This is a genomic window from Maribacter sp. (assembly GCF_039974175.1).
Lineage (GTDB): Bacteria > Bacteroidota > Bacteroidia > Flavobacteriales > Flavobacteriaceae > Maribacter_C.
Window position 1 is genome coordinate 787,935 of record NZ_JBDWJN010000003.1, and the last position, 23,612, is coordinate 811,546.

Below are 23,612 nucleotides of genomic sequence, written 5' to 3' on the forward strand. Positions count from 1 at the left end.
TTTATTAAAAATTACATAGTCCGATGCTTTAGCAAAAGACTATAGACTACTTGTAAATTCTCTTTTTAAACTGCTCAATTTATTCGCGATGCTGGCATCATATTGTAAATCGCCAACGCGCAAAACGAAACCACCAATAATGCTCTCGTCAATTTTGTTTTCTATAGATACTTGGTTTCCTGTTAACTCAGCTACCTTTGACAAAACCTTCTTTTCCAATGCAGCTGTTAACGGAACTGCTGTCGTTACAAAGGCAACATCTTTGCCCTTCAACTTTTCATTAAGAATAAGATATTTTGTAGCTACTTCGTTGAGCATGGAAACCCGTTTGTTGTCTACCAACATAGAGATTGCTCCTTCCGTCACTTTATTGCTACCTTTAAAAATAGCTACTAAAGCTTCTTTTTTGGCAGTACCTTTTATGACAGGGCTAGCCAACATTTCACGTAGCTCATCACTGCTTGAAATGGTTTCCACGATATTCCGCATGTCCTTTTCCAAGGCATCTTCGGCTTTGTTCTCTACTGCCAGATCAAGGATGGCTTTCGCGTATCGCAATGCTGCTCTAGAATCGCTCATGGGCTCTTAGTTCAATTTGATGTCTCCCAATAAATCGTCAACCAATTTCAATTGTTTGCTCTTATCGGAAAGTTGTTCCTTGATTACTTTTTCGGCGATATCTACGGAAAGGTTGGCTACCTGACTTTTTATATCTGCTACAGCCGCCTTCTTTTCACTTTCAATAGCAGCTTGTGCCTGTTTGATCATTTTATCGCCTTCGACTTTCGCCTGCTCTTTCGAATCAGCAATCAGTTTATCTTTGATTTCACGAGCTTCCTTCAGCATAGCTTCACGTTCGGCTCTAGCTTCTTTTAACAACTTCTCGCTGTCGGCAGTAACATTCTGCATTTCCTTCTTTGCGTCTTCTGCTGCAGCCAAGGCATTTTTTATACCCTCTTCACGCTCGTTTACCATATTGAGAATTGGTTTCCATGCAAACTTGCGAAGCAACAATACCAACCCTATAAACAACAGGGTCTGCCAAAAAAACAATCCTAGCGAAAAATCTTCAATTAACTGTTCCATATCACTTACTTAATATTCGTTGAATTTTTAATAGTAACAAACGGTCATAACCAACCGTTACAACCGTTTGTTAAGAATTTTAACCATCAAGTTCAGCAGTTGCGAACAAGGCTGCAAAACCGATACCTTCAATAAGCGCTGCTGCAATCAACATCGCTGTTTGAATCTTTCCGTAAGCTTCAGGCTGACGTGCAATCGCTTCCATAGCTTGGCCACCGATCTTTCCGATACCAACACCAACACCGATTACAATTAATCCTGCACCTACAATTCTTGGAATTGTCATAACATATATATTAAAAATTAAACATTCAATTTAATGTGCTTCCGCATGGTCGTGCTCTTCTGATGCAAAACCAAAATACAATGCCGAAAGCATGGTAAAAATATAGGCTTGTAAAAGCGCTACTAAAATTTCAATCAACGAAATGGCAAATGCCAATCCGAAAGATAATGGGCTGCCGATCCAGCTTTTGAAAATAAACATCAATCCTATCAAACTCATTACTACGATATGCCCTGCTTGCATGTTTGCGTACAAACGAATCAAGAGTGAAAACGGTTTGATAAAGATTCCCAATATCTCGATAGGAATTAGGATAACATACAAAGGTAACTTTCCATACCAAGGCATTGAATCTCCTAACGGATCGAATAAGTGTTTCCAATAATCTTTTGTTCCTGTTAAATTGGTCAACAAGAAAGTAACGATTGCTAAAGCGGTGGTGACCGCAATGTTGCCGGTTACGTTAACTCCTAATGGCGTTAAACCAAACATATTCAAGAACCAGATAAAGAAGAACACCGTTAACAAGAAAGGCATGTATTTCTTATATCTCTTTTCACCTATGTTTGAAATTGCAATATCATCTCGTATATAAAGCACAATAGGTTCGAAAAAACGACCTATTCCTTTAGGAATACTTCCATTTTTGGCATAAGACCTTGCCAAACCTCGAAATAACAAAAACATTAAAAGACCAGTAATAAAAATCATTACCACACCCTTGGTGATGGAAAAATCTAAAGGTTTGGCATTTGTGGCATGATGCTTCTCATCATAGTTGATGGTTCCATCGGCATCAGTCTTATATATTTTACTGTGATACAGTTTGTAGTAGTGTCCATCTACCTCAGCAACGGTTTCGCCATGGTGGAATTTAGAAGAGGAAAAAACTTTTAATCCGTCATCCCAAAGAATTACTGGAAGTGGGAAGCCTATGTGCTTCTTTGTTCCATCGTTTTGCTGGATAGAAAACAATGAAAAATCATGAGAGTCTTTCAAGTGATGACCAATATAATCGGTGATTTCAGCCTTTAGGTCTTTTTCTCCTCCTTCATTACTTTCCGCTTCAGTCGCAAAAGCAGCAATGCTTACAAAAAGTGCTGTAACAAATAAAAACTTGGTCAAAAATGTTTTTTGCATAACGCTCAAAAATATCGGTCTTAAAACTCCGTTTTTTGGTTCCCTAAAAATCGGTGCAAATGTACGGTAATATCCCAAAAAGAAAAAAGCATTTTCCTTTTTATTTTTAAGCATTCGACATCCTGTTAAAACAAGCTTTTAATCGATGTCTTTGAGCAACTTAACGAGAGCCAAAGTCTCTATAATTAGGCACGTAATATAAGGCGCAAAAAAGGTGAAGAATTCTACTTTTGAAAGTGCGCCATCTTGCATAAAAAGCGGATTGAAAATAAGAAAGTAGACCGCGAATTTTAAGGTGCTTCCCAGTAAAAAAACAACCCCCAAATTCTTATTTTGCTTTTTGGCTAATTGGAGCATACCATAATAAATACCGAAAGCCATAGCGAAGTTCACTATATAACCCAATGCAATCAAGTCAAAAGGAATGGCTTGAGCACGTGCATAGAAAAACGCCATGTGAAGCATGGCCAAAAGTGCTAGAACGGCAACTAGTTGAAGTGCGAAAGTGGTTATTCTCTTGTCCAAATCAGGGGTTTAATTTTTTAGTTTGTCGAATCACCAAGTACATCGATACTACTACGGCAACTAGCGTTAGAATTATGGTAAACATATTATTGTCTTTTTGGTATTTCTCATCTAACCATCCTCCAAACCATGCCCCCAAATAAATCAGAACACCCATTTGCACGGCTATGCCGGTAAGGCTTAACCAATATTTCGCTTGACTTTTGGGTTTGGGCATTTTTAGAACATATTACAATACAGCTGCAAAATTACCCAAAATAAAAATTGCCACACTGCATAGCGTGGCAATTACTTTATAGTATACGTATTTATTGGTCAGACAAAGCCAAAACGACCCTGATGTCTTCAACAAAAGTAATGCTTTATTTAGGAAGCTTTTGCTGGTCCGTTTACGTTATTGCCTAAAGAGGATTTAAATCCGCCAGTGGCAGCAGTTTTTGCAGTGGTACTAGCACTTGAAGAGGTGCTGCTGCTCAATGAGGCACCACCTTTGCCTTTCATGGTACAAGAGGCATTAAAAGTTGCTCCTGGCTCCACTGCCAGCTTTGTTACGGCCACGGTACCTTCGATCACAGCGGAAGATTTTAAAGAAAGTAAATCAGAAACCAACAGTTCACCATTGAAACTTCCTTCGATATCTGCATTTACACATTCTACTTTTCCGTGGATGTATCCATCTTTGCCAATGACCACTTTACCAGAGGTCTTCACGTTGCCGTCTAATTTTCCGTCAATTCTAAAATCAGCTTCGGAAACGATATCTCCTTTGATCTTAGTATTCTTTTCAATTCTGTTGGGTTGTCCGCCGATTTCGTTCATAGTTCTAGGTTTTTTGTTGTCTGAAAACATTGTTCGTTTAGGGTTTTGGGGTTAAAAGTGAGTTCTTATATGCTTGTAAATTCTTATGTACTTGTACGACTTTGTAGTTTGACGATAAAATTACAAAGCGGGGGTTTTTAATTCTATAGTCTTTATTCTTTTCAATTAATTCAGAGTAACCGAGTGCCCTATCTTTTGATTTAAAGCCATGTACGATCACAAATTGGTCTTCCAAGGTATAAATATCTTTTGAAACTACATTCCTATATTTCAAATCTTTTATTGATTTTTCAAGGATTTCCTTCAATTTTAACGCTTCTGTATTTTTACTACGCTTGAAGGGAAATACTACTTTCCAATTTCCAGAACCTGTAGAAGCCACTTCAGAAGTAAATTCTTTGGGCGCCAGCTTGGGCAACTGTTCGGCAACCATTTCTTCCGCTTTCTTTCCTTCAGCATTGTTCGGATATGTCAATGCAACATAATTCAGGGCTTCTTTAAATTGTTCAAAACCATTTAACCTACCTATAGCGTTTGCTTTAAGCATTTCAAACTTTGGAACGATAGGATCACCAGTAAATCTATTAATGTTCTCTTCGGCTCCCGTGATTACGGTAAGGAATTCTTGATTTCTATACTTTTCAAAAAGAAGGCCATAACGGGTATCGGCACTATCTTCTCCTTCCGCTAAAACTGCAGATGGATTCAACAAGATTTCCGCGTAGCGCGAATCACCGTGGTTTTTTAGAATGTTGTCCTTCATAGTTGTTGCCAAAGGACTCCCTTCTTCTTCGTATATTTTATACAAGTTATACTTAGAAGGTAGTATCAATCGCTCCTCAGGGTTTGATTTCAGCACATCTTCCAACTTGCCAGCGGCCAAAAGATTTTCTTTGAACTTCTCTTTATAAATAAGTCCCAATTGGTAGTTGGCAAAATTTCGTTCACCGTGCAAACTATCGATTATGGCTTCATCTTTTGGAATACGGTCCATGTAAAACGTCACATCGTATTTTTCGTCAGCGGTAGGCTCCGCGCTTAGACTGTCATTCACAACGATTCCTTCACCTGTTGCTTCTGTAGGCAAGGTTCTTGTTTTGTTGCTCCAACGCCAGTCATCTTCCAAAACCCGATTTCCCCATTTGTTGGTAAAATCGTTTTTGCCATATCCAAGACTCGTGAGATTATAGAAATAAAACTTTCCTTGGTTTTCCTTGCCTCCTTTGGTCTCACCAAAAGATGCAAAGCTTGCGGTGATCTTTTCCTCTGCTTTCCTTTTGGCTTCTTCTTCGGCCTCTTTCATTTGATCGATAAAATCTTGAAAGTAGGCTAGCTGATCATCCACAGGCATATTATATAAGGTAATCACACTATCACTGTACTGAACGATATCTTCATATTTTATAACGTCTTCAAGATTATCGAATTTCTTTTTGGTAGCCCTAAACTTTTTGGAGTTCTCCGGAAGGTTGGTCAACATGCTGTCATAGTATGCGCCCGCCACCTTATATACATTCTTATCAAAATTATACTCCGCCAAATTCTCATAGTTCAGAGCATTCAATTTTGGTTCATTCTGGGTTGCCCTTAACGATTTATTAAAATAACGTACTGCTAGACTGTCTGATGCGTTGCCCAAATGGAACTCTGCCACCTGACGGTAAATTTTATCTAAAAAAGGCCGGTTCTCGCGATTCTCTTCTAAATCTGTTAAGTATTCTAGAATTTCTTCCTGATTTTCAGCAGTAATATCAATATTCCTGATTTTCTGAATCTCCGCATTGATCATGTATACGCGAGGCGATTTCCTATTCAAGTCAATTACCTTGTCAAAGGCGTAGTTTGCACTGTCTTTGTAACCCAATTGATTGTAAAGTTGACCTATGATATAGTAGTACCTTCCTTTTTCAGCATTCTTCTTTGAATAATAGGAAGCAATCTTTAGTTGTTGAATAGCAGTATCGGGTGCTTTTAAATTGATAAAGGCTTGTGCCATCATTGCTCGTGCATCGGCATATTCTTGATCCTTAAGTTCTTCGTACTTTAAAAGGCGTTTTAGATTTTTAAGCGCTAATTCTTCATTTTCCAAGCGTATATTGACCTTCTCTCTCCAAATATGGGCTTCGTTAAGCTTATCGCTATAGGTATACTTTTTGATGATATAATTGAAAGCTTCAAGGGCTGGAATATAACGTTGGTCAAAGTATCTACCTTTTCCGAGTAGCAAAAAAGCTTCATCTGTTTGCGGATTGCGTTCCTCATCCTTGATGTCCATACTATGTTTTTGTATGGCTTTAGTTGCCTTTTCTTCTGCAATAATAAAATTGGGATTGTTGTCTTCTGAATCTAACTTAATCTCGTCAGTGACTTCAAGGCGTTCAATGGGGAGTATTTCCCAATAATCGTCTTTGTAATTGGCATTGAGCTCTTCGCGACCTGATTCAAAGGCTATATTGCCATTATATAAGGTGTTATACTTGGTATTTAGCGCATGCCAATTGCGGTTGATAAAAGCGTCTTTTTTTGTAGAACATGCGTTGAAAACAAGGCTGCCCAAAAGTGCCGAAAGTATAAGTTTGTGTTGAAGCTTCAAAATTGTCTGTGTACGTATGTAAACTTAACTGAAAAACATCCAGTTTATTATATGGTTCATCGATAAAGTGCTTTAAAAAAAGTAAAGTAAAATCGAGAAAAATAAAATTACAATCCTTCTTTTACAAACTAACTAGTATGTGAAACAGGAATTTTATCGAAAAAGCCTCCTAAACAATACCCTTCAAAGACTATTTTCGGCTAAAAAACGGAGATAGTCACGGCTAGATTTTCCTTTTTAGGTAGTAAACCAACCAACGGGTTGGTTCTCTTAGTTTTGAGCTTGAATCTCCAAATACAACTTCTTTTTCTGCAAATAGGCCTTTTCCAAGCTATTTGAGGTCTTTAAAATGGCTTTGTCTAAATAGGAAATGGCTAGACTAGCATCACCCCTTTTGACGAAATATTCGGCATAGCAACCGTAATACAGGTACTCGCGTTGTTCGAGATCAGAAATAGGCAATTTATCTAAAATGTCTTTCACGCTATCAAAGTTGTGAAGTTGTAAATTGACAATGGCTATATTCAATAGGTTAAGGGTCGAAGGTTTTACTATTTGTAGCTCGAGATACCAGTTTAAGATTTTTTCCCAATTGGTATCAACAAAGGTTTTTGCCTTTATGTGTTCGGCTGCAATTGCGGCTTCATAATGGTAAATGGAAATATCTTCATATTCCATCGCCTTGTTCATCGCTCCGTTTCCCATTTGAATAAGAGGAAAATACCATTTGCTACGATCTTGTTCTCGAATATCAACGATCTCATTGGCCATATTGGTCTTACTTTCAAGGCGTGAAGCATGAAAGCACAGAAGTGCAAATAGGGCATAAACGCTACCAGAGCGAAATTTTTCTTTTTTTAGCAGAAGTTTGCACAAGCGAATGGCTTCACCACAAAGATCTTCTCGGATGAGCTTCTCTTTATTTGTTGAATGAAACCCTTCGTTAAAAGTTAAATAGACAACCTCCATTACACGGGCAAGTCTGTCTTGCACTTCATTTGGAGGGGGGAAATCAAATTGAATATTGTTTTTGACAATGATTTGCTTGGCACGATTTAGTCTTTTGGCAATTGTATCTTCCTTAGTCAATAGGGCAGCGGCAATTTCACGAGTACTAAAACCCGAAATGGTCTTTAACGCAAAAGCAATCTGTTCTTTAGGTTTTAAACGAGGGTGGCAAGCCACAAAAATCATACGGAGCTGGCTATCTTCAATTTCATGGTCAAGAAATAAATCGTTTAATAAGATAGCGGAAGTGCCGGTGGCAATTTTATCAATTCTATTTTTCTCTGCTTTAATACTTCGCAGCAAGTCAATTGTACGATTCTTGGCGACTTTGGTCAACCAAGCTTCAGGCTTGTCTGGCAATTGCTTACGCCACTGCAAAGTTGCCTTTATAAAAGTATCTTGAACCGCGTCTTCGATAGTTTCGATATTCGAGAGCCCAAAGAAACGTGTTAAAATAGCAACCATCTTTCCATAATGATGTCTGAAAAGATGGTCGACAATTTTGTTTTCCATAAATCTACTGGTCAAAAACCATTACCTCTCTTATTTCAACCGTACCTCCTAAGTCATAGTCAGGGTAATCTTCCGCTATCTTGACTACGGCCTCGGCATTTTCTGCTTGTACAATATAGTACCCCCCTATAAGTTCTTTGCTGTCTACAAAAGGACCATCTGAAATAGTTCGGCTGGGACCAGAAACTCGTTTAACCACTGGTACCAAGGCATCGCCACCTTTCACAATGCCTTGAGCTCTCATTTTCTCGTTCCAACCGAACCATTTGCCCATACGGTTTTGCATCTGTTCTGGCGACAAGCCCAATTCTTGATAATCGGCTCCGATAAAAATCATCATAAAATCTTTCATTTCTTACTATTTAAAGGTTAATAAAACTGTTTGCCCCTATGACGGAGAGCGAAATGCGTTTTCGGACATTTTTTTTGATATTTTCTATTTCCAACCCAAAAACTGCCATTATGATGGGTATTTGACTACAAAGAAGGAATTATTTTTTAGCTATCCAATTTTATATGGTGCTTTCAATGCCTAAATTTGCACTCTAATTTTTGAAAAAGAAAACATGGCCGATTTTTATTCGCTCACGGTGAAGCATATTAAAAAACTTACCCCCAGTTCTGTTGCGATTACTTTTGACATACCCAAAGACCTAATTCAAACCTTTGATTTCGAGGCAGGTCAATATATTACCATAAAAAAGGAAATTAAAGGAAAAGAGCTTCGAAGGGCATATTCGATTAGCTCATCGCCAAAAAGAGATACAATTACCATTGGTGTCAAGAAAGTTGACCGAGGTGGGTTTTCAGATTACGCAAACTCAAAATTGGTAGCCGGGGAAGCCCTTGAAGTAATGCCTCCGGAAGGTCGGTTTACTTTTGTACCCTCGGATAAAATAAGAAATGTAGCGGCCTTTGCAGCAGGTAGTGGCATCACTCCCATAATGAGTATCGCCAGAACCGTTCTAGCCAGCAATACCGGCAATAAATTCATATTGGTTTACGGAAACAAATCGTTTGAAGAGACCATGTTCTATACTGATTTAGTAAAACTTCAACTAGACTATACCAATCGGTTTTTTGTTTATTTCACCAACAGCCAGACACAAGAGAAAGACTCGCTTTTCGGGCGTATTGATACCTCAACTGTAAATTATGCATTAAAAAACAAACATAGCGATACGGTTTTTGATGCCTTCTATCTTTGCGGACCCGAGGAGATGATACATAAAGTAACCGATACCCTAACCGATAATGAAATTCCTAAAGACAAGATTCATTTTGAGCTTTTTACCACCACTGAAATTAAAGATGAGCTTCCAATTTCCACTGATGGTGAAACACAAATTGAAGTAACGGTTGACGACGAAAAGTTTGCCTTTGTCATGGATAAAAAAATGCTTGTTCTTGATGCTGTGCTAAAGGAAAATATCGACGCCCCTTATTCTTGTCAGGGAGGGGTTTGTAGTAGTTGCATCGCTAGAGTGACCGAAGGAAAAGCCGAAATGGTAAAAAATCAGATTTTAACAGATGGTGAAATCGAGGAAGGTTTTATTCTAACTTGTCAGGCACATGCAGTGACTCCTACATTGAAAGTAGATTATGATGATGTCTGAACAGGTCGTTAGACTCTTAGATATAGCACTGGTACATTTTAGATTTTGCCAAAGGCTTCCTCCAACATTTTAGTTGCGTTCTCGTAACCAATTTTATAGGCCTTCTCAATTCCCTTTCTATCTAAAACACCTATGTTTTCTAACGCTTCGGGAGCCGACATCAAATCACAAGCGGCAAGCTTTTGTTGATTGATAGCGTATATCATCAATCCGGTAACTCTACTTGTCAATTGCAGAGAATTCTTCAAATCTGTTTTCTGAAGGTCACTGACAATAGAAACGTTACTGCCGATAATAAAATCGGTCTTATTTCGAACAGGTTCTAAGGGAAAGTTGTTCATAATACCCCCGTCAGCATAAAGTTCGCCATCCAATTCTAAGGGACTGAACAAAGGTGGTAGTGCGGCTGACGCTAACAAAGGACGGATCAACTCTCCAGTTGAAAAAAAACGCTGTTCTGCTCTTTGTAGATTTGTAGCCACCACGTGCAGCTCGCGTTCCAAAGCATCAAAACTATCTTCAGGAAAATATCCCTTGAAAATAGCAACGTAGCGGTCAGTATCGATAAAACCTGACTTCACCAAGGTTAGAAAGTTGTACTTAAACAAAGGGGTTTCCTTAAAAAAAGCCAGCATATCTTCAACGGTGTTCCCGTTGGCATAGAGCGCTCCCACCAAAGCACCTACGCTACTTCCTGACACCACATTTACAGCAATTCCGAATTCATTCATAGCCTGAATTAGTCCGATATGGGCCATTCCCCTTACGCCACCTCCAGATAGCACCAAGCCAATTGATTTTGACTTCAATTCCTCTATTTTCATACTATAAAAATACTGGGTTTCCCTATTTTTATGAAAGTAAATTTGCTTTTAAAGAACACTATTTCACTTCATAAAATACTATTTGTACATATTTTTGCACCAGGAGGTGTAATTCAATTAACACTTCATCGACGAAAGACCCGTGCAATTCTTCGTAAATTTGCACTACAGAATTACTATGCCTCATTCTAAGCAACATCATACAGCAATATTGGTTTTTGCCAATTCTCCTAGCGTAGAACTCAGGCATAAATCGATACATAAGGGCGTTCACTTGTTTGATTCATTGACAAATCAAACGCTTTCTACCGTTGCCAAAACCTCCCTTCCTTATTTTCATGTTTCTGAGCAAGAACAATTCGGAATTACTTTTGGCGAACGTTTTACCAATGCGATAAAAGCGATCTTTGATAAGGGCTACGAGCAGATTATTACTATTGGCAACGACACACCCCAGCTAAAAGTCTCGCATATTAAGGAGGCGACAAAACAGCTAGGCGCCAACAGACTCGTTTTAGGACCGTCAACAGATGGTGGTTTTTATTTGATGGGACTTCATAAATCGCAATTTGAACCTGAGGCCTTCCTGCAATTGGCTTGGCAAACCAGCTATTTGTCAAAACAACTAGTACATCTTCTAAAACAGGGAAGTACTAAAATTTTCAAACTCCGAACCTTATGCGATATCGATACGCAGGCGGATGTAAAATCAATTCTTTCTTATACCTATCAATTTTCCAAAAAGTTAACCAAAGCCTTATTAGAGGCTGTAGGTTTGCCCGGAAATAAGCCCCTTTCTTCTTTGCAAAAAGTCGAACCTCTGGCCATCAGTATTCGGTATAACAAAGGTTCTCCTACCGCAATTTCTTTCTAACTACAATCTATTTCTAGTCCTACGTTTTTCTTTGACTAGCTATACTCAAAAGCGACCTTGCCTTGGATACCGTTTTAGCGGTGAACCAGTGCATATTCGCTATCAAAATCTTATTTCAAAAACAGACAAATTCTTAAAAAACAAATCATGGCAGATTCATATTATAACCCTGCGGACCTCAGAAAATTCAGTAAAATAACAGAATGGAGCGAGGAAATTGGAACCAAATTCTTTGACTATTACGGAAAGGTATTCGAAGAGGGAGCGCTTAGTGCGCGTGAAAAATCTTTAATCGCATTGGCTGTAGCCCATGTTGTTAAATGTCCATACTGTATTGACGCCTATACCAAAGACGGCCTACAAAAAGGAATCACTAGCGAGGAAATGATGGAAGCCGTTCATGCCGGAGCCGCCATTGAAAGCGGTGCAACCTTGGTACATGGTGTTCAAATGATGAATAAGTACAACAAATTAAGTATGTAAAATAGTAAACGGTTAGCAGTTGCAGTAAGCAAAATAAGTACGCTCAATTCGCCTAGGGTCACTGCCAACCGAAAACAGACAAAAATGGCTACAAAATCATTAAAAGCTAAGGGGGAAGCGTTGGCACAGGTCAACAAGCAACTCGAAGTCTTAAATGGGGGTATTTTCGCTGAAGGTGAACTACCCTATTTTAAAGATAAAATCAATGAAATCGGACATTTTCCGCTACGTCCGAAAAAACTAGAAATACTTCAGATCAATGTTGGTTATATGTGCAATCAGGTTTGTGAGCACTGTCATGTAGATGCTGGACCTGATCGGAAGGAAATCATGACACGTGAAACCATGTCACAATGTTTAGACATTATTCGAAATACGGGTGCCCATACCTTAGATCTCACGGGTGGCGCACCTGAAATGAACCCTGATTTCAGATGGTTTGTAGAAGAAGCGGCAAAGGCAGGAATCAAAGACTTTATTGTTCGTTCGAATTTAACGATCATTCGTGCTAATAAGAAATACTACGATTTGCCTGCTTTCTTTAAGAAGCATAATGTACATGTGATTTCCTCAATGCCTCATTATACCCGTGGAAAAACAGATAAGCAACGCGGCGATGGGGTTTTCGATAAATCGATTAAGGCATTACAAGAATTAAATGCTGTAGGCTACGGAATGCCTGAAAGTGGTTTACGACTAGATTTGGTATACAACCCTTCAGGCGCCTATTTACCGGGTGATCAAATGGCCATGGAAGCCGATTTTAAAAAAGCTTTGAAGGAGGACTTTGATATTCAGTTTCACAATCTCTTTGCCATCACCAATTTGCCCATTGCGCGCTTTCTAGACTACTTGATCGCTTCCGAAAATTATGAAGACTACATGTATTCGTTGGTAGAGGCCTACAACCCATCAGCAGTGGAAAACGTGATGTGTACCAACACCATCTCTATAAGTTGGGATGGATGGATTTACGATTGCGACTTCAATCAAATGCTCGATTTGAAAGTAGCCAGTAAGGTAAAACACATCAAAGACTACAATGAGGATTTGTTAAATGACAGAAACATTATTATTTCGCAGCATTGTTATGGTTGTACAGCGGGGGCAGGAAGTAGTTGTCAAGGTGTGGTGACGTAACAAATGGATACTTTGGAAGGTATTTTTGATATGTTGGCTGGCAATGCTTCTAGCTTTTTCAAACCAATTGGTCTTTTCTGTAATTATTTCGTTGACTATGTTGCTTTTTTTAGGATTTTGACGGGTTTTTAGAGCAAATCATCTCTCATGATATACCAAAACGAAAGATTTGGAGTTCTATAAACAGACCTTTTAGTCGGTTAACTAAAAAACCCAGCTCGAATGGAAAAATCTTTAAAACGAATGACCACCATGAACCGTATGCAGGTCACTGGTCTTGAACTCTTTTACAAAAATGGGTATTACAATACCAGTATTGATGATGTACTCAAAGAACTTTCGCTTTCAAAGGGCGCTTTCTACTACCACTTTGAATCAAAAGAAGATTTCTTTGTTCAAATCATTCAAAACCTTCTAGTGCGCAAAGTATATAGCTCACTAATTGAGCCCATTGAAGGGCATGAGAATACCTTGGATCTGATTATCAATTGTTTTGAAGATGCCCTTGAGACGGCTGTTCATAATGAGATGGATTACGGGTTTTTACTAAGTAACTTCATCAATGAATTCAACGGCAGGAATCCTGAAATTATGCAACATTTGAACGAAATTCTACGCATCTGGGAGGTTACGCTAGTTTCTGCCATTCAAAGAGGAAAATTCAATGGCCATATCGACCGACACGTTGATGCAGAAGGGGTTGCCGTTTATTTAATGAGTTCTTATATCGGAATTCGTACCCTAATGGTAGAAACCGCTCCGAGTGCAAGAAAATACCGATTTATGTCGCAATTGCGTCAATATTTCAAATCGATAGAAGTAAAGCAAGCTTCGTTCTAAAAGAATCGTTACTTTTTCTCTACAATTTCTTGAATTTTGTCAAGGATGACTTGGGGGCGAATAGTTCGCATCGCTTCAGAATATCCGGCGGGCATTTTATTACCATAAACCGAGGTAGGAATAAAAGGGAATTTTTCTCTGTCAGCCAATAAGGCGTTCTCCATATCCTGCCCAAACGGATAAAACCCAGCATACGGATGGGTATTTCCCCATAGGGTAAGCGTAGGAACCCCAAAAAGAGCCGCCAAATGTGCATTTCCGCTGTCCATAGCCAGCATCAAATCTATATGCGAAATAAGGTTCAATTCTTCAGAAAACGTAAGTTTTCCTATAGTTTGAACTGTATTCGGAAATTGCTTTTCCCAGATCTCCAGTTGTTTTTGTTCTTTTTCACCTCCTCCAAAAAGTAAAATTTCATAGGTAGCACTATTGCTTAATTGAGCAATTAGCTGCTCCATCAAATCTAAGGGATACATCTTGCCTTCAAAAGCGGCAAAAGGAGCAATGCCGATTCGCTTTTTATCAGTAGCGGTCAACAGTTGCTTACTTTTTTCAGATAAGGGCTGCCTAGACAACAACGGTGCCTTCTCAAGATTCACGGGATACCCAAGCAACGCAAAAACGTCTGCATACCGCCGGTGCGTGCTTTTCAAAGGTTTGAAAACCTTATTCATTGAAGCTGTTAAAGCCTTCTTTTCCTTTCTCCCTTTGTCGATTTGAGCAAAACGAAAGCCGCCTAACTTAAAGAATTGCTTTAAAATAGCAGTGCGAAGTACCTGATGCAAATCGGCAACAGCGTCTACCTGCAGATTTTTCAGCTCATTATACAATTTCCAAAGTCCGAATACACCACTGTGTTTTCCCTTTACATCAGCAACATACACCTTGACATTGGGCAATTGTGAAAACAGCGGCTTAAAAAATTGCCTAGTGAGCATGGTCACTTGAACGTCTGGATGCTGGTGTACCAAAGCGGAGATTACATGCACCGTCATTGCAACATCACCCATGGCAGACAATCGAATGACCAAGAGATGTTTTTGTGAACTCATAAATAAAGGGCTTACTTCAGGCCACGAAGTACTGGATTTAGCTCGTCGTCATTGTACATTTTCATCTGTTTATAGACTTTCATGTACTTATCACCGCTTTCGATGTCGCTTAACAACTGGTCAATTGCTGTTGATAAGTCATTCTTCTGCTCCAATAAAACCTGTAGTTTTTGACGGCATTTTTCCAAATGTTCTGAAGACGCGTCCGTTCTTGTAGCCTCCTCGTTCATATGATAAATTTTTAAGGCTAAAATAGAAAGCCGATCGATAGCCCATGCCGGACTCTCTGTATTGATCGTTGCGTCATCTTTGATTGCCACTGTTTGGTATTTGCTAAGGAAATAGCTGTCAATGTACTCAACCAGATCGGTGCGGTCTTGGTTACTCGCATCTATTTTACGCTTAAGGGTCAAAGCCGCTTCGGGAACAATGTTTGGATCACGAATAATATCCTCATAATGCCATTGTACGGTATCGATCCAATTTTTTCGATACAGTAAATGAGCTATCTCATCCTTTGGATAGGGGTTTGTAAACGACTGATAAACATTGTCTTCAATATGATAGGTGGCTATACTTTCATCAAAGATTTTAAAGGCAAATTCGCTGAACATCTGTATTAAATTTTGGCAAAGTTACTATTTAATAACCAGAGTAGTAAGTAAGATTAGCAAGGGCACAAATATGGAAACAATAAGTACGACTTCCTTGATATTGGGTTTTTTAATAGACTCTACATAATTCGAAATAAATATGCTGGCCGGAAAAAAGGTCACCATTATTGGATGTGCATCGGCCGAAGATGTAAGTATTTTGAGAATAAGCCCCAATACAAACGAGAATCCGATGAGACGCATAGTCACAATCTGGCCAAGGCCAGCCTTTCCCAATTTCAAAAACGCAAATATGATGGCAAAAATAGTTAGCAGCACATAGCTCACCAGCTTGGTGCTGTTTATCCATTTCGAAAAGTAAGTCACATTAAAATCAAACTGAAATTGGTAATGATCGACAAGAAACTCTGGTTGATTTGATAGAATTAAAACGCAATAGGCAATCATAAACACAGTAAATATACCTGCGAAGGGTACCATCCAATTTCTAATATTCTTTGGTTCGTAGATATAAATCGCAAGAAATACCAATATCAAATATAAAACCGCCCACTCATAAAACAGACTGGAAACCATTACCCAGAGGGTGGCATCAAATACTTTTAGTTTAATATTCTTTAGGGATCTTATGCTTATTAATCGTCGTGTTGCCAACAAGAGGAAAAGACTACAAAAAATAGCGTTGCTGTCAGCCAAGGTTTCAGGAAAAACCAATATTAACAACGCATAGAACAATATTGCAAAGGAATTCGCGGCAGTAATCTTGTTCCTTTTAACGATAAAATCCACCACAAAAATGCTAAAAGCCAAAACACCGAAATAGAGCACTTGTAGCACGAGTTCAAAAGTATCGTAAGCCTTGTCATAAAGAAAAAAATGGACTACCCAATAGGTCAAGAACAAAAACGACAATACGATGATGAAGTTGATGGGTTTTGTTTTTCCAAAAATGCTTGAAATCATCCGATGTTTTTGTATTTTTGCTCAGCAAACGCTAGTTGGCAAACCCCAAAAGCGTTGGTAAAAGAAACAACTTTAATCATACGAGGCAAAGCTCGTAATACCTAATCTCGATTATCGAGTAAATATAGCTAACATGACTTCATTTTTTAGAGGGATAGAAGATTTATTTGTAAACGTACTTTTCGCACCATACGATTTCTTTCGTTTTATGGAAAATTGGTGGGCTTCTAACACCGTAAATTGGCTATTGTCTATAATTGGAATGGTAGCCTTTGTTTACTGGATGCTAGAACTCAAAAAGTACAACGACAAGGGTGAAGAGGATAAGAGTATTAGCTCTCATTCGTATCTTTAATTTCGCTTGCGCTTGACGATCCTACATTGGAATTCAAGCTTGCCAAATCTTAATTTTATTGGGTTTTTATAAATCGAAACCAATATCTTTTCGATAGTTCATTTTATCAAAGTGCACCTTTTCGATGTTCTTGTAAGACTTTTGTAATGCCTCCTTGAAATTATCGCCGAAAGAAGTAATCGCCATAACCCTACCACCATTAGTGACTACTTCGCCGTCTTTTAGTTGGGTTCCTGCATGAAAAACCAAGGAGTCTTCAATTTGATCGTAGCCACTCAAGGTCTTATGCTTTTCATAAGCTTCTGGATAGCCTCCAGAGACTAGCATCACCGTACTTGCAGTACGTTCGTCTAGTTCTAACTGTATAGCATCTAAGGTTTGATTCGCCACCGCCTGAAAAACTGCTGTCAAATCATTTTTAATTCGTGGCACCACCACTTCAGTCTCTGGATCACCAAGCCTTACATTGTACTCGATGACAAAAGGATCATCTCCTACTTTGATTAAACCAATGAAAATAAACCCTTTGTATGGTAGATTATCCTTTTTAAGGCCCTCTACGGTCGGAATGACGATGCGCTCATGTATTTTATTCATAAACTCTTGATCGACAAAAGGAGGCGGGGAAATGGCGCCCATTCCGCCTGTATTGAGTCCTGTGTCACCCTCTCCAATGCGTTTGTAGTCTTTTGCGGTAGGCAGCACCTTATACCCTTTGCCATCTGTTAGCACAAAAACGCTCAATTCAATTCCCGCCAAAAACTCTTCAATAACAACAGTGGCACTGGCATTTCCGAACTTGGCATCGACAAGCATAGTTCGCAATTCTTTTTTGGCCTCATTTAGGTCTTGCAAAATCAAAACACCTTTACCCGCTGCCAAACCATCGGCTTTTAGCACATATGGCGCATGCAAACTTTCTAGAAATGCATATCCTTGCTCCAACTCCGTTGCCGTGAAACTTTGATAAGCAGCTGTTGGAATTTTGTGACGTGTCATAAATTTTTTAGCGAATTCTTTGCTTCCCTCCAATTCGGCTGCGGCCCTTTGAGGCCCAATAACCGGAATATGTTTTAATTCAGCATCTTCCAAGAAATAATCGTGTACTCCATTGACTAAAGGGTCTTCAGGGCCTACCACTACCATTTCTATCTCCTCCGACAATACCAATTTCTTAATACCATCAAAATCATTTACACTAATCGGTATATTTTTAGCGATTTTAGCCGTACCCGCGTTTCCAGGGGCAACAAATAACGTATTTGGCTTTTCATCTTGGTCAAGTTTCCAGGCTAGGGTATGTTCTCGGCCTCCTGAACCGAGGATTAAAATATTCATTCGCTTTACATTTTGAGCAAAAATAGCAATGTTCTAGGCAATAGCAAGAACAGTGCGACCTAAAAGAATATAATGCCCCATGGGGCAAAAGTATTCGAGGCAAAACGCCAGAAAGGAGATTTGGTGCCACATTGGCGAATTATCGCTAGAAAAACGCAGAAAAATCCAAAAAAATGCATTTCATCGATGAAATGCGTCTGTTAGTCGTCGATCAAGACGAGTATCCATTGACTTCTCAAAAAATCGTATACGATTTTTTAGGCATTAATAACTTGCCTTTTTAACCGGTTTTAACCTGAATATAGGTGAATTTATCTCGGAAATTTTAATAACTCTCTATCCTTGAAAAATGTAGGTTCGCTATGCGTTAATGCCGCCACTTTTGATATACAAATAAAAAAACCCTGTCGATGCGACAGGGTTTTTACCTATAAACAAGTTTTCTTTATTTTTTATTTCGAGCTGAAAAATCGCGATGCTCGGTTTTTTCAAGTTCATCTTGTGACAATGTCTTGAAATATTCGAATGTTTTTCGCATTCCTTCTTCACGACCCACCTTTGGTTCCCAACCTAATATTTCTTTTGCCTTGGTAATATCGGGCTGACGTTGCATAGGATCATCTTTGGGCAAATCTTTATAGATTACCTTTTGAGTAGTTCCTGTTAGCTTAATAATTTCTTCAGCAAAATCTCGGATCGTTATTTCATGGGGGTTACCAATGTTAACAGGCAACTCATAATCACTCATTAGAAGTCTGTATATCCCTTCGATTTCATCATCCACATAGCAGAAAGAACGTGTTTGAGAACCATCTCCGAAGACCGTAAGATCCTCACCCCTTAGGGCCTGACCCATAAATGCTGGAATTACACGCCCATCATTGAGGCGCATTCGAGGTCCGTAGGTATTAAATATTCGAACAATACGGGTTTCTACACCATGAAACCGATTGTATGCCATGGTAATAGACTCCTGAAAACGTTTGGCTTCATCATATACGCCCCTAGGGCCAATTGTATTTACATTTCCGTAATACTCTTCGGTTTGCGGATGTACCAAGGGGTCACCGTAAATTTCAGAGGTAGACGCAATTAAGATCCTGGCCTTCTTTTCTTTCGCCAAGCCCAATAAGTTATGCGTTCCCAAAGCCCCAACTTTAAGGGTTTGAATAGGAATTTTCAAATAATCAATGGGACTAGCAGGTGAAGCGAAATGTAGGATGTAGTCTAACTTCCCAGGAACATGTACAAATTTAGTAACGTCATGGTGGTAGTATTCAAAATTCTCAAGCTTAAACAGATGTTCAATATTCTTGAGGTCTCCTGTAATAAGATTATCCATCGCAATGACATGGAAACCTTCTTTGATAAAACGGTCGCATAAGTGAGATCCAAGAAATCCTGCCGCTCCGGTAATTAAAATTCGCTTCATGAAATTAGTTTGTTTGTCTTTCTAACGTAAGTTTAGCACAAAAATTGAAGTGCAAAAATAGTTTTAATACCAGGCTTGGAAAATTATTCTAGACCAACAACACGAATACCACGGGAAAGTACCTTAAATACGTTCTATTGCACGTTTTCTTCGGGAGAATTCACAGTAGTCTCCTCCTCCTTTAATTTTCCGTTCAACTGATTGTTTTTAGCATGGTTATTCCTAGCTGAGTCACTCTTTTTGCCTGTAATCTTGTCTACTTTTCTTCTGAGCATAATTTTCTGCTTCAGCGTAGCAAAACTGTAGTTGTACTTGAAGAAAATATATCCTAAGAACACGACAACAGAGACCAACATCAACACCATGCCTAAATTTCTGGCCTTACTGCCCAAGACAATGAAAAGCATTACAAAAAGAAGATTAAAACAGCCTATAATAAAGCTGGCCTGCTTGTGCGATAGCCCCCAATAATCGATAAGTACATGATGCGTATGATTACGGTCAGGAGAGAACGGACCCTTTTTATTAGCAATTCGAATAGTGAAAACACGGGCGGTATCAAACAAAGGCACTATCAATATACATATCGCGATCAAGGGTGCGTTTTCTAGCAAGAACGGTAATTCAGTATAATCACTGGGGTTTAGAGCCAAAAATTTCAGGGTCAAAATACTGATAATGAAACCCACCATTAATGAACCAGTATCACCCATGAATATTTTTTTATCAGAAGAAAGATTAAAGCCCAAAAACGCCATCAAACTGGCGTTTACAGTAATTGCTAGCAAGGCAAAAAAGTACTCTTGCGTCATATAAAAGATGGTGGTGTAGATCACCATAATAACAATGCCTACAACCGATGCCAAGCCGTCAATACCGTCAATAAGGTTATATGAATTGATAATCGTCAACATCATAAAACCCGCAATAACTAAGTAGAGGTAATGCGGAATTTCATTAATGTTCAAGAAACCATTTAAAGAATCTATGGTAAAACTCGGATTCGCCAGAATGAAAGCAATGGCAAATACCTGTGTTATCAACTTTGCACCGGGAGAAATAACCACCAAGTCATCTTTCAAACCAACTATGAATAAAATAGTCAAGCCGGGAATGATATAAATCGACTCTTCAAAACTAGGCCAGTTTTTTATAAAAAATAGTGCGAAAATCAAGGTGTAAAAAAAAGAAACACCCCCGAGCGTCGGCGTTTTACTTATATGCGAACTGCGTTGATTCGGATCATCCATCAGGCGCTTGTATTCAACAACCTTGATAATCTTTGGAATGGTCAAATAGATAAGGAGAAAAGACCCTATAAATAGTAATATGGCGGTTTCTAGAAAGTTCACTTGACAGATTGAGACTCTAAAAGTAGAAAAACTTTACCCATTTTGATTAGAATCCTTCAAAAACCTCAGCATTTTAACCGCTAAGGTATTCCTATCAAAATCTTTAAGAATTTTTACATAGTGGCTTTCGGCAATAGTGTGCTTGGTCACTATAGAATCAACCTTGGTGATAAAATCTTGTTCATTCTCTGGTTCGAAAGCCAAGCCAACACCGTATTCTTCTACCAATTGCTGTGCTTCGCCTTCAACTCCGATTAAAATGGGCTTGTGCATACCTGAGAGTTCAAAAATCTTTGAAGGCAATACCGACTTAAACGTATCGGACTTTTTTAGGTTAACTAGACCTACGTCTAAAATCGAAATATACTCCTTAACCCGATTCTTCGCCACTGGCGGAAGCATGGTCACATTTGCTAAACGTAGTTTTTGCTTGAGTTTCAAAAGATTTTCCTTTTCGGCTCCTGTACCTAAAAAAAGAAAGTGAACACGCTTATTTTCGATTTTTCCAGCGGCATTTAAAATAAAATCAAGTTTGTGTGCCATTCCGTGCGTGCCGATATAACCAATGATGAATTTATCTTCCAATTGGAGTTCTTTCAGCAAGGCCAAATTCTTGGACATAGGACGAAACATATCAGCATTAATGCCATTTTTGACCACTTCAATTTTGTTTGCGGAGATGCCCCGTTCACTGATTAATTGTTCTTTAAAAGAATCGGTAACCGTAACAATCTTCCAAGCACTTTTATACATACGAAGTTCGAGAAACTCGAAAAAGCGAATGATCAAGTTCCGATCCATTGCTCCCACCGCCCTAATGGATTCGGGCCAAATATCACGAACTTCCATTACCCATCTTTTTCGTTTCCAAAAGGCGAGCCATCGGCCTGATATGGCCGTAAAGAACTGGGGCGAGGTGGCAACTATCAAATCTGTTTTGATAAAAAGGCCTGCCCAAAAAGACATTACCATAAAGCTCAAAAAATCGACTATGCGCTTTAGAAATCCTTTATTAGCAGCAATGTAAGTCCAAACACGAACGACTTTGATACCGTCGATTATTTCGGTTTGTCGCCACTTATTTGTATACCCCTCAAATACCTTTCCTTCAGGAAAATTAGGCGCACAAGTAATTACCGTAACCTCAACTCCAGCTTTTACCCATTCTCGGCAATGCTCATAGGTTCGCGTAGCCGGAGCGTTGAATTCAGGTGGAAAGTTGTCGGTTAAGAACAGCAATTTCATAGGTTTATTTGGGTCTTTAGAGTTTTTTGAAAAGATACCGCGATTTTTCTAGATCTTTCTCTTTGATTGAAACCAGTAGCATACTCATAATATAGTAGTTCTATCTTCAATGGATTTTCAAAGCTTATTTGTATGTTTTCTGCAGGGAGCCTAAGGCTGTGATCGTGAACTTCGATTTGTTTTACGGAGGGGTGAAAATGGAAAAACGCTACTTGTTCTTGCTTGAGTTCTTTGTTTAGTTCGTCCTCGATTACAATTTGAGAAGCATCTGCAGTAAAACTTCTCGTATGCTTTGCTCCGAGACGTCTATAGCCGTTATGTTCCGCTTTTACCTGGTTTTCAGTATCGCTTAATATGCTTACCGTTGCCCGTTTGGCCACGCGAAACCCACCCCAAACCTGAGTTTGTTCTTGATTTCCAATTTTGACGGTATTGTGGGATGCCGTTGCGCGTTCTGCTTGTCGGAGGGCGTTTTTTTCATAGGTGGAGGTTCCGGTATCAACGATAATAGCTTTCCCTGCTACGTACAACTCCCAATTGAAAGTGTCGGAATGGGCATGACCAGGTTGATAGGTAGGACCCACATTGCCAACATCCACGTAAAGTTCATAGTCGGCCTGTTGGAATTTGCGGTAACCCGAATCAGAAAGTGCTCCTTTGGGCCATACTAAGCCAAGATCAGTGGCATACCCGAACAATTGTTTTGATGTCGGGGCAATTCCGTAGGCACTATCATTGACCATGGGAATATTGCCATTCGAAAAAGTGACCTCCTGAAGCCAAGAGAGCATTTTTAGGGCCTTTTCTTTCAAAAACGGACCAAGTGTGTCTTCTTTCCAAGAATTTAGCTGTAAAAGGTTAATACAGTCCAACAAACGGTGTAAAAGTATCTGATGATACATGGGCGAAAGCTCAAAATGCGCTCCATCTTTCAGTAGTTGCTCGGTCAGTTCTTCCTTTAAAATATGTTTTGCCTTGGTATACAGGGTTTCGTCTTTGAAATAGTAGGCTCCGAAGAACAAGGAGAAACTATTTTCCAAAAGATGATTTCCAAGCAGGTGATACTCCAAATTGCGAAGTAGTGTTTGGTAGTGATTGTACAGGAATTGGTTAATCTCTTGATTTGAAATCGCATGTTTGGAGAGGAACTTGACCCAGTTGATGCCTCTTAAAGAAATGGGATACGGTTCTTTCCCATCTTTCAAAATAGCATCTTTCTCGATATAGTCTTGAAGTAGAGCTAATCCTTCCTCGGCTGAACAATTTTGTTGATTTAAAAAATCAAAGTAGTTAAGATTGTAGGTCCAAAGCTTGCCGAAAGCGTTGTAATTCCAATCTATATCAGCGTTAAAGCTATGCGAGCGGTTTAAAAAATTGAAGCTACTATTTTTTTTATAACTATCGGTATATAAAAAAGAATCCTTCCAAGTCAGCGGTTCCATTTGACTTGTCAAAGTTTTGCTGTACTGTTTTTTAAAAAACCGATTGCGAAGAAAATAGTACCCGCGGTAATA

Annotated in this window: 25 protein-coding genes; 6 read left to right on the top strand and 19 right to left on the bottom strand. The window is 39.0% G+C overall.

What is annotated here, in order from left to right; translation table 11 throughout:
• Positions 1-39 precede the first annotated feature (39 nt).
• The 10 genes from atpH to ABJN95_RS04595 form a co-directional block, all read right to left on the bottom strand.
• A complete protein-coding gene (gene atpH, locus ABJN95_RS04550; protein ID WP_348368814.1) occupies positions 40-579 on the bottom strand; it encodes an ATP synthase F1 subunit delta in 540 nt (179 codons plus the stop codon).
• A 6-nt stretch (positions 580-585) separates the two neighbouring features.
• Positions 586-1,086, bottom strand: a complete 501-nt coding sequence (locus tag ABJN95_RS04555) for a F0F1 ATP synthase subunit B (RefSeq protein ID WP_348368815.1) — start codon at positions 1,084-1,086, stop codon at positions 586-588.
• Positions 1,087-1,165: 79 nt separating this feature from the next.
• Positions 1,166-1,372: an ATP synthase F0 subunit C gene (gene atpE, locus ABJN95_RS04560; protein WP_348368816.1), complete on the bottom strand. Its 207-nt coding sequence runs from the start codon at positions 1,370-1,372 to the stop codon at positions 1,166-1,168.
• Positions 1,373-1,402: 30 nt separating this feature from the next.
• A complete protein-coding gene (gene atpB / locus ABJN95_RS04565) occupies positions 1,403-2,512 on the bottom strand; it encodes a F0F1 ATP synthase subunit A (RefSeq protein ID WP_348368894.1) in 1,110 nt (369 codons plus the stop codon).
• Positions 2,513-2,650: 138 nt separating this feature from the next.
• Positions 2,651-3,037 (bottom strand): hypothetical protein, encoded by a 387-nt coding sequence (locus ABJN95_RS04570; protein WP_348368817.1) that lies wholly within the window; start codon positions 3,035-3,037, stop codon positions 2,651-2,653.
• 1 nt (position 3,038) lies between these two features.
• Positions 3,039-3,254 (bottom strand): AtpZ/AtpI family protein, encoded by a 216-nt coding sequence (locus ABJN95_RS04575; protein ID WP_348368818.1) that lies wholly within the window; start codon positions 3,252-3,254, stop codon positions 3,039-3,041.
• Between the two features lie 149 nt (positions 3,255-3,403).
• On the bottom strand, positions 3,404-3,886 hold the full coding sequence (locus ABJN95_RS04580; protein WP_348368819.1) for a polymer-forming cytoskeletal protein: 483 nt from the start codon (positions 3,884-3,886) through the stop codon (positions 3,404-3,406).
• Positions 3,887-3,893: 7 nt separating this feature from the next.
• Positions 3,894-6,449: a hypothetical protein gene (locus ABJN95_RS04585; protein ID WP_348368820.1), complete on the bottom strand. Its 2,556-nt coding sequence runs from the start codon at positions 6,447-6,449 to the stop codon at positions 3,894-3,896.
• A 270-nt stretch (positions 6,450-6,719) separates the two neighbouring features.
• A complete protein-coding gene (locus ABJN95_RS04590) occupies positions 6,720-7,970 on the bottom strand; it encodes a sigma-70 family RNA polymerase sigma factor (protein ID WP_348368821.1) in 1,251 nt (416 codons plus the stop codon).
• A 4-nt stretch (positions 7,971-7,974) separates the two neighbouring features.
• On the bottom strand, positions 7,975-8,322 hold the full coding sequence (locus ABJN95_RS04595; protein ID WP_348368822.1) for a YciI family protein: 348 nt from the start codon (positions 8,320-8,322) through the stop codon (positions 7,975-7,977).
• Positions 8,323-8,536: 214 nt separating this feature from the next.
• Between ABJN95_RS04595 and ABJN95_RS04600 the strand changes: the two genes are divergently transcribed.
• Positions 8,537-9,586, top strand: a complete 1,050-nt coding sequence (locus ABJN95_RS04600) for a ferredoxin--NADP reductase (RefSeq protein ID WP_348368823.1) — start codon at positions 8,537-8,539, stop codon at positions 9,584-9,586.
• A gap of 38 nt (positions 9,587-9,624) precedes the next feature.
• Here ABJN95_RS04600 and ABJN95_RS04605 read toward each other — a convergent pair whose 3' ends face one another.
• The gene (locus ABJN95_RS04605; RefSeq protein ID WP_348368824.1) at positions 9,625-10,395 is read right to left on the bottom strand and encodes a patatin-like phospholipase family protein; all 771 of its coding nucleotides are present in this window, start codon (positions 10,393-10,395) and stop codon (positions 9,625-9,627) included.
• Positions 10,396-10,588: 193 nt separating this feature from the next.
• Here ABJN95_RS04605 and ABJN95_RS04610 point away from each other — a divergent pair, with 193 nt between their 5' ends.
• The 4 genes from ABJN95_RS04610 to ABJN95_RS04625 all read left to right on the top strand — a co-directional run bounded on the left by ABJN95_RS04610 (position 10,589) and on the right by ABJN95_RS04625 (position 13,747).
• Entirely contained in the window at positions 10,589-11,284 is a 696-nt protein-coding gene (locus ABJN95_RS04610; protein ID WP_348368825.1) for a DUF2064 domain-containing protein, read from the top strand.
• Between the two features lie 147 nt (positions 11,285-11,431).
• Positions 11,432-11,767, top strand: a complete 336-nt coding sequence (locus ABJN95_RS04615) for an arsenosugar biosynthesis-associated peroxidase-like protein (protein ID WP_348368826.1) — start codon at positions 11,432-11,434, stop codon at positions 11,765-11,767.
• An 84-nt stretch (positions 11,768-11,851) separates the two neighbouring features.
• Positions 11,852-12,907, top strand: a complete 1,056-nt coding sequence (gene arsS / locus ABJN95_RS04620; protein WP_348368827.1) for an arsenosugar biosynthesis radical SAM (seleno)protein ArsS — start codon at positions 11,852-11,854, stop codon at positions 12,905-12,907.
• Positions 12,908-13,129: 222 nt separating this feature from the next.
• Positions 13,130-13,747: a TetR/AcrR family transcriptional regulator gene (locus tag ABJN95_RS04625; RefSeq protein ID WP_348368828.1), complete on the top strand. Its 618-nt coding sequence runs from the start codon at positions 13,130-13,132 to the stop codon at positions 13,745-13,747.
• 8 nt (positions 13,748-13,755) lie between these two features.
• Here the strand turns inward: ABJN95_RS04625 and ABJN95_RS04630 are convergent, their stop codons facing one another.
• The 3 genes from ABJN95_RS04630 to ABJN95_RS04640 are packed head-to-tail and all read right to left on the bottom strand — an operon-like array spanning position 13,756 to position 16,376.
• Positions 13,756-14,799 carry a glycosyltransferase family 9 protein gene (locus ABJN95_RS04630; RefSeq protein WP_348368829.1) on the bottom strand — a complete coding sequence of 348 codons (1,044 nt, stop codon included), beginning with the start codon at positions 14,797-14,799 and terminating at the stop codon, positions 13,756-13,758.
• 11 nt (positions 14,800-14,810) lie between these two features.
• Positions 14,811-15,413 carry a DUF4254 domain-containing protein gene (locus ABJN95_RS04635; protein WP_348368830.1) on the bottom strand — a complete coding sequence of 201 codons (603 nt, stop codon included), beginning with the start codon at positions 15,411-15,413 and terminating at the stop codon, positions 14,811-14,813.
• A 24-nt stretch (positions 15,414-15,437) separates the two neighbouring features.
• Positions 15,438-16,376, bottom strand: a complete 939-nt coding sequence (locus ABJN95_RS04640) for a DUF6427 family protein (RefSeq protein WP_348368831.1) — start codon at positions 16,374-16,376, stop codon at positions 15,438-15,440.
• A 133-nt stretch (positions 16,377-16,509) separates the two neighbouring features.
• Between ABJN95_RS04640 and ABJN95_RS04645 the strand changes: the two genes are divergently transcribed.
• Positions 16,510-16,731, top strand: a complete 222-nt coding sequence (locus ABJN95_RS04645) for a uracil phosphoribosyltransferase (RefSeq protein ID WP_348368832.1) — start codon at positions 16,510-16,512, stop codon at positions 16,729-16,731.
• A gap of 66 nt (positions 16,732-16,797) precedes the next feature.
• Here ABJN95_RS04645 and purD read toward each other — a convergent pair whose 3' ends face one another.
• The 5 genes from purD to ABJN95_RS04670 form a co-directional block, all read right to left on the bottom strand.
• Complete coding sequence (gene purD / locus ABJN95_RS04650; protein ID WP_348368833.1) at positions 16,798-18,069, bottom strand: phosphoribosylamine--glycine ligase; 1,272 nt, start codon at positions 18,067-18,069, stop codon at positions 16,798-16,800.
• Positions 18,070-18,514: 445 nt separating this feature from the next.
• Positions 18,515-19,501, bottom strand: a complete 987-nt coding sequence (locus ABJN95_RS04655) for a UDP-glucuronic acid decarboxylase family protein (RefSeq protein WP_348368834.1) — start codon at positions 19,499-19,501, stop codon at positions 18,515-18,517.
• 134 nt (positions 19,502-19,635) lie between these two features.
• Positions 19,636-20,853, bottom strand: a complete 1,218-nt coding sequence (locus ABJN95_RS04660; protein ID WP_348368835.1) for an MraY family glycosyltransferase — start codon at positions 20,851-20,853, stop codon at positions 19,636-19,638.
• Between the two features lie 33 nt (positions 20,854-20,886).
• Positions 20,887-22,098 (bottom strand): glycosyltransferase family 4 protein, encoded by a 1,212-nt coding sequence (locus tag ABJN95_RS04665; protein ID WP_348368836.1) that lies wholly within the window; start codon positions 22,096-22,098, stop codon positions 20,887-20,889.
• Entirely contained in the window at positions 22,095-23,540 is a 1,446-nt protein-coding gene (locus tag ABJN95_RS04670; protein WP_348368837.1) for an alginate lyase family protein, read from the bottom strand. Before ABJN95_RS04670 ends, ABJN95_RS04665 begins: the two co-directional genes overlap by 4 nt.
• Positions 23,541-23,612: the final 72 nt, after the last annotated feature.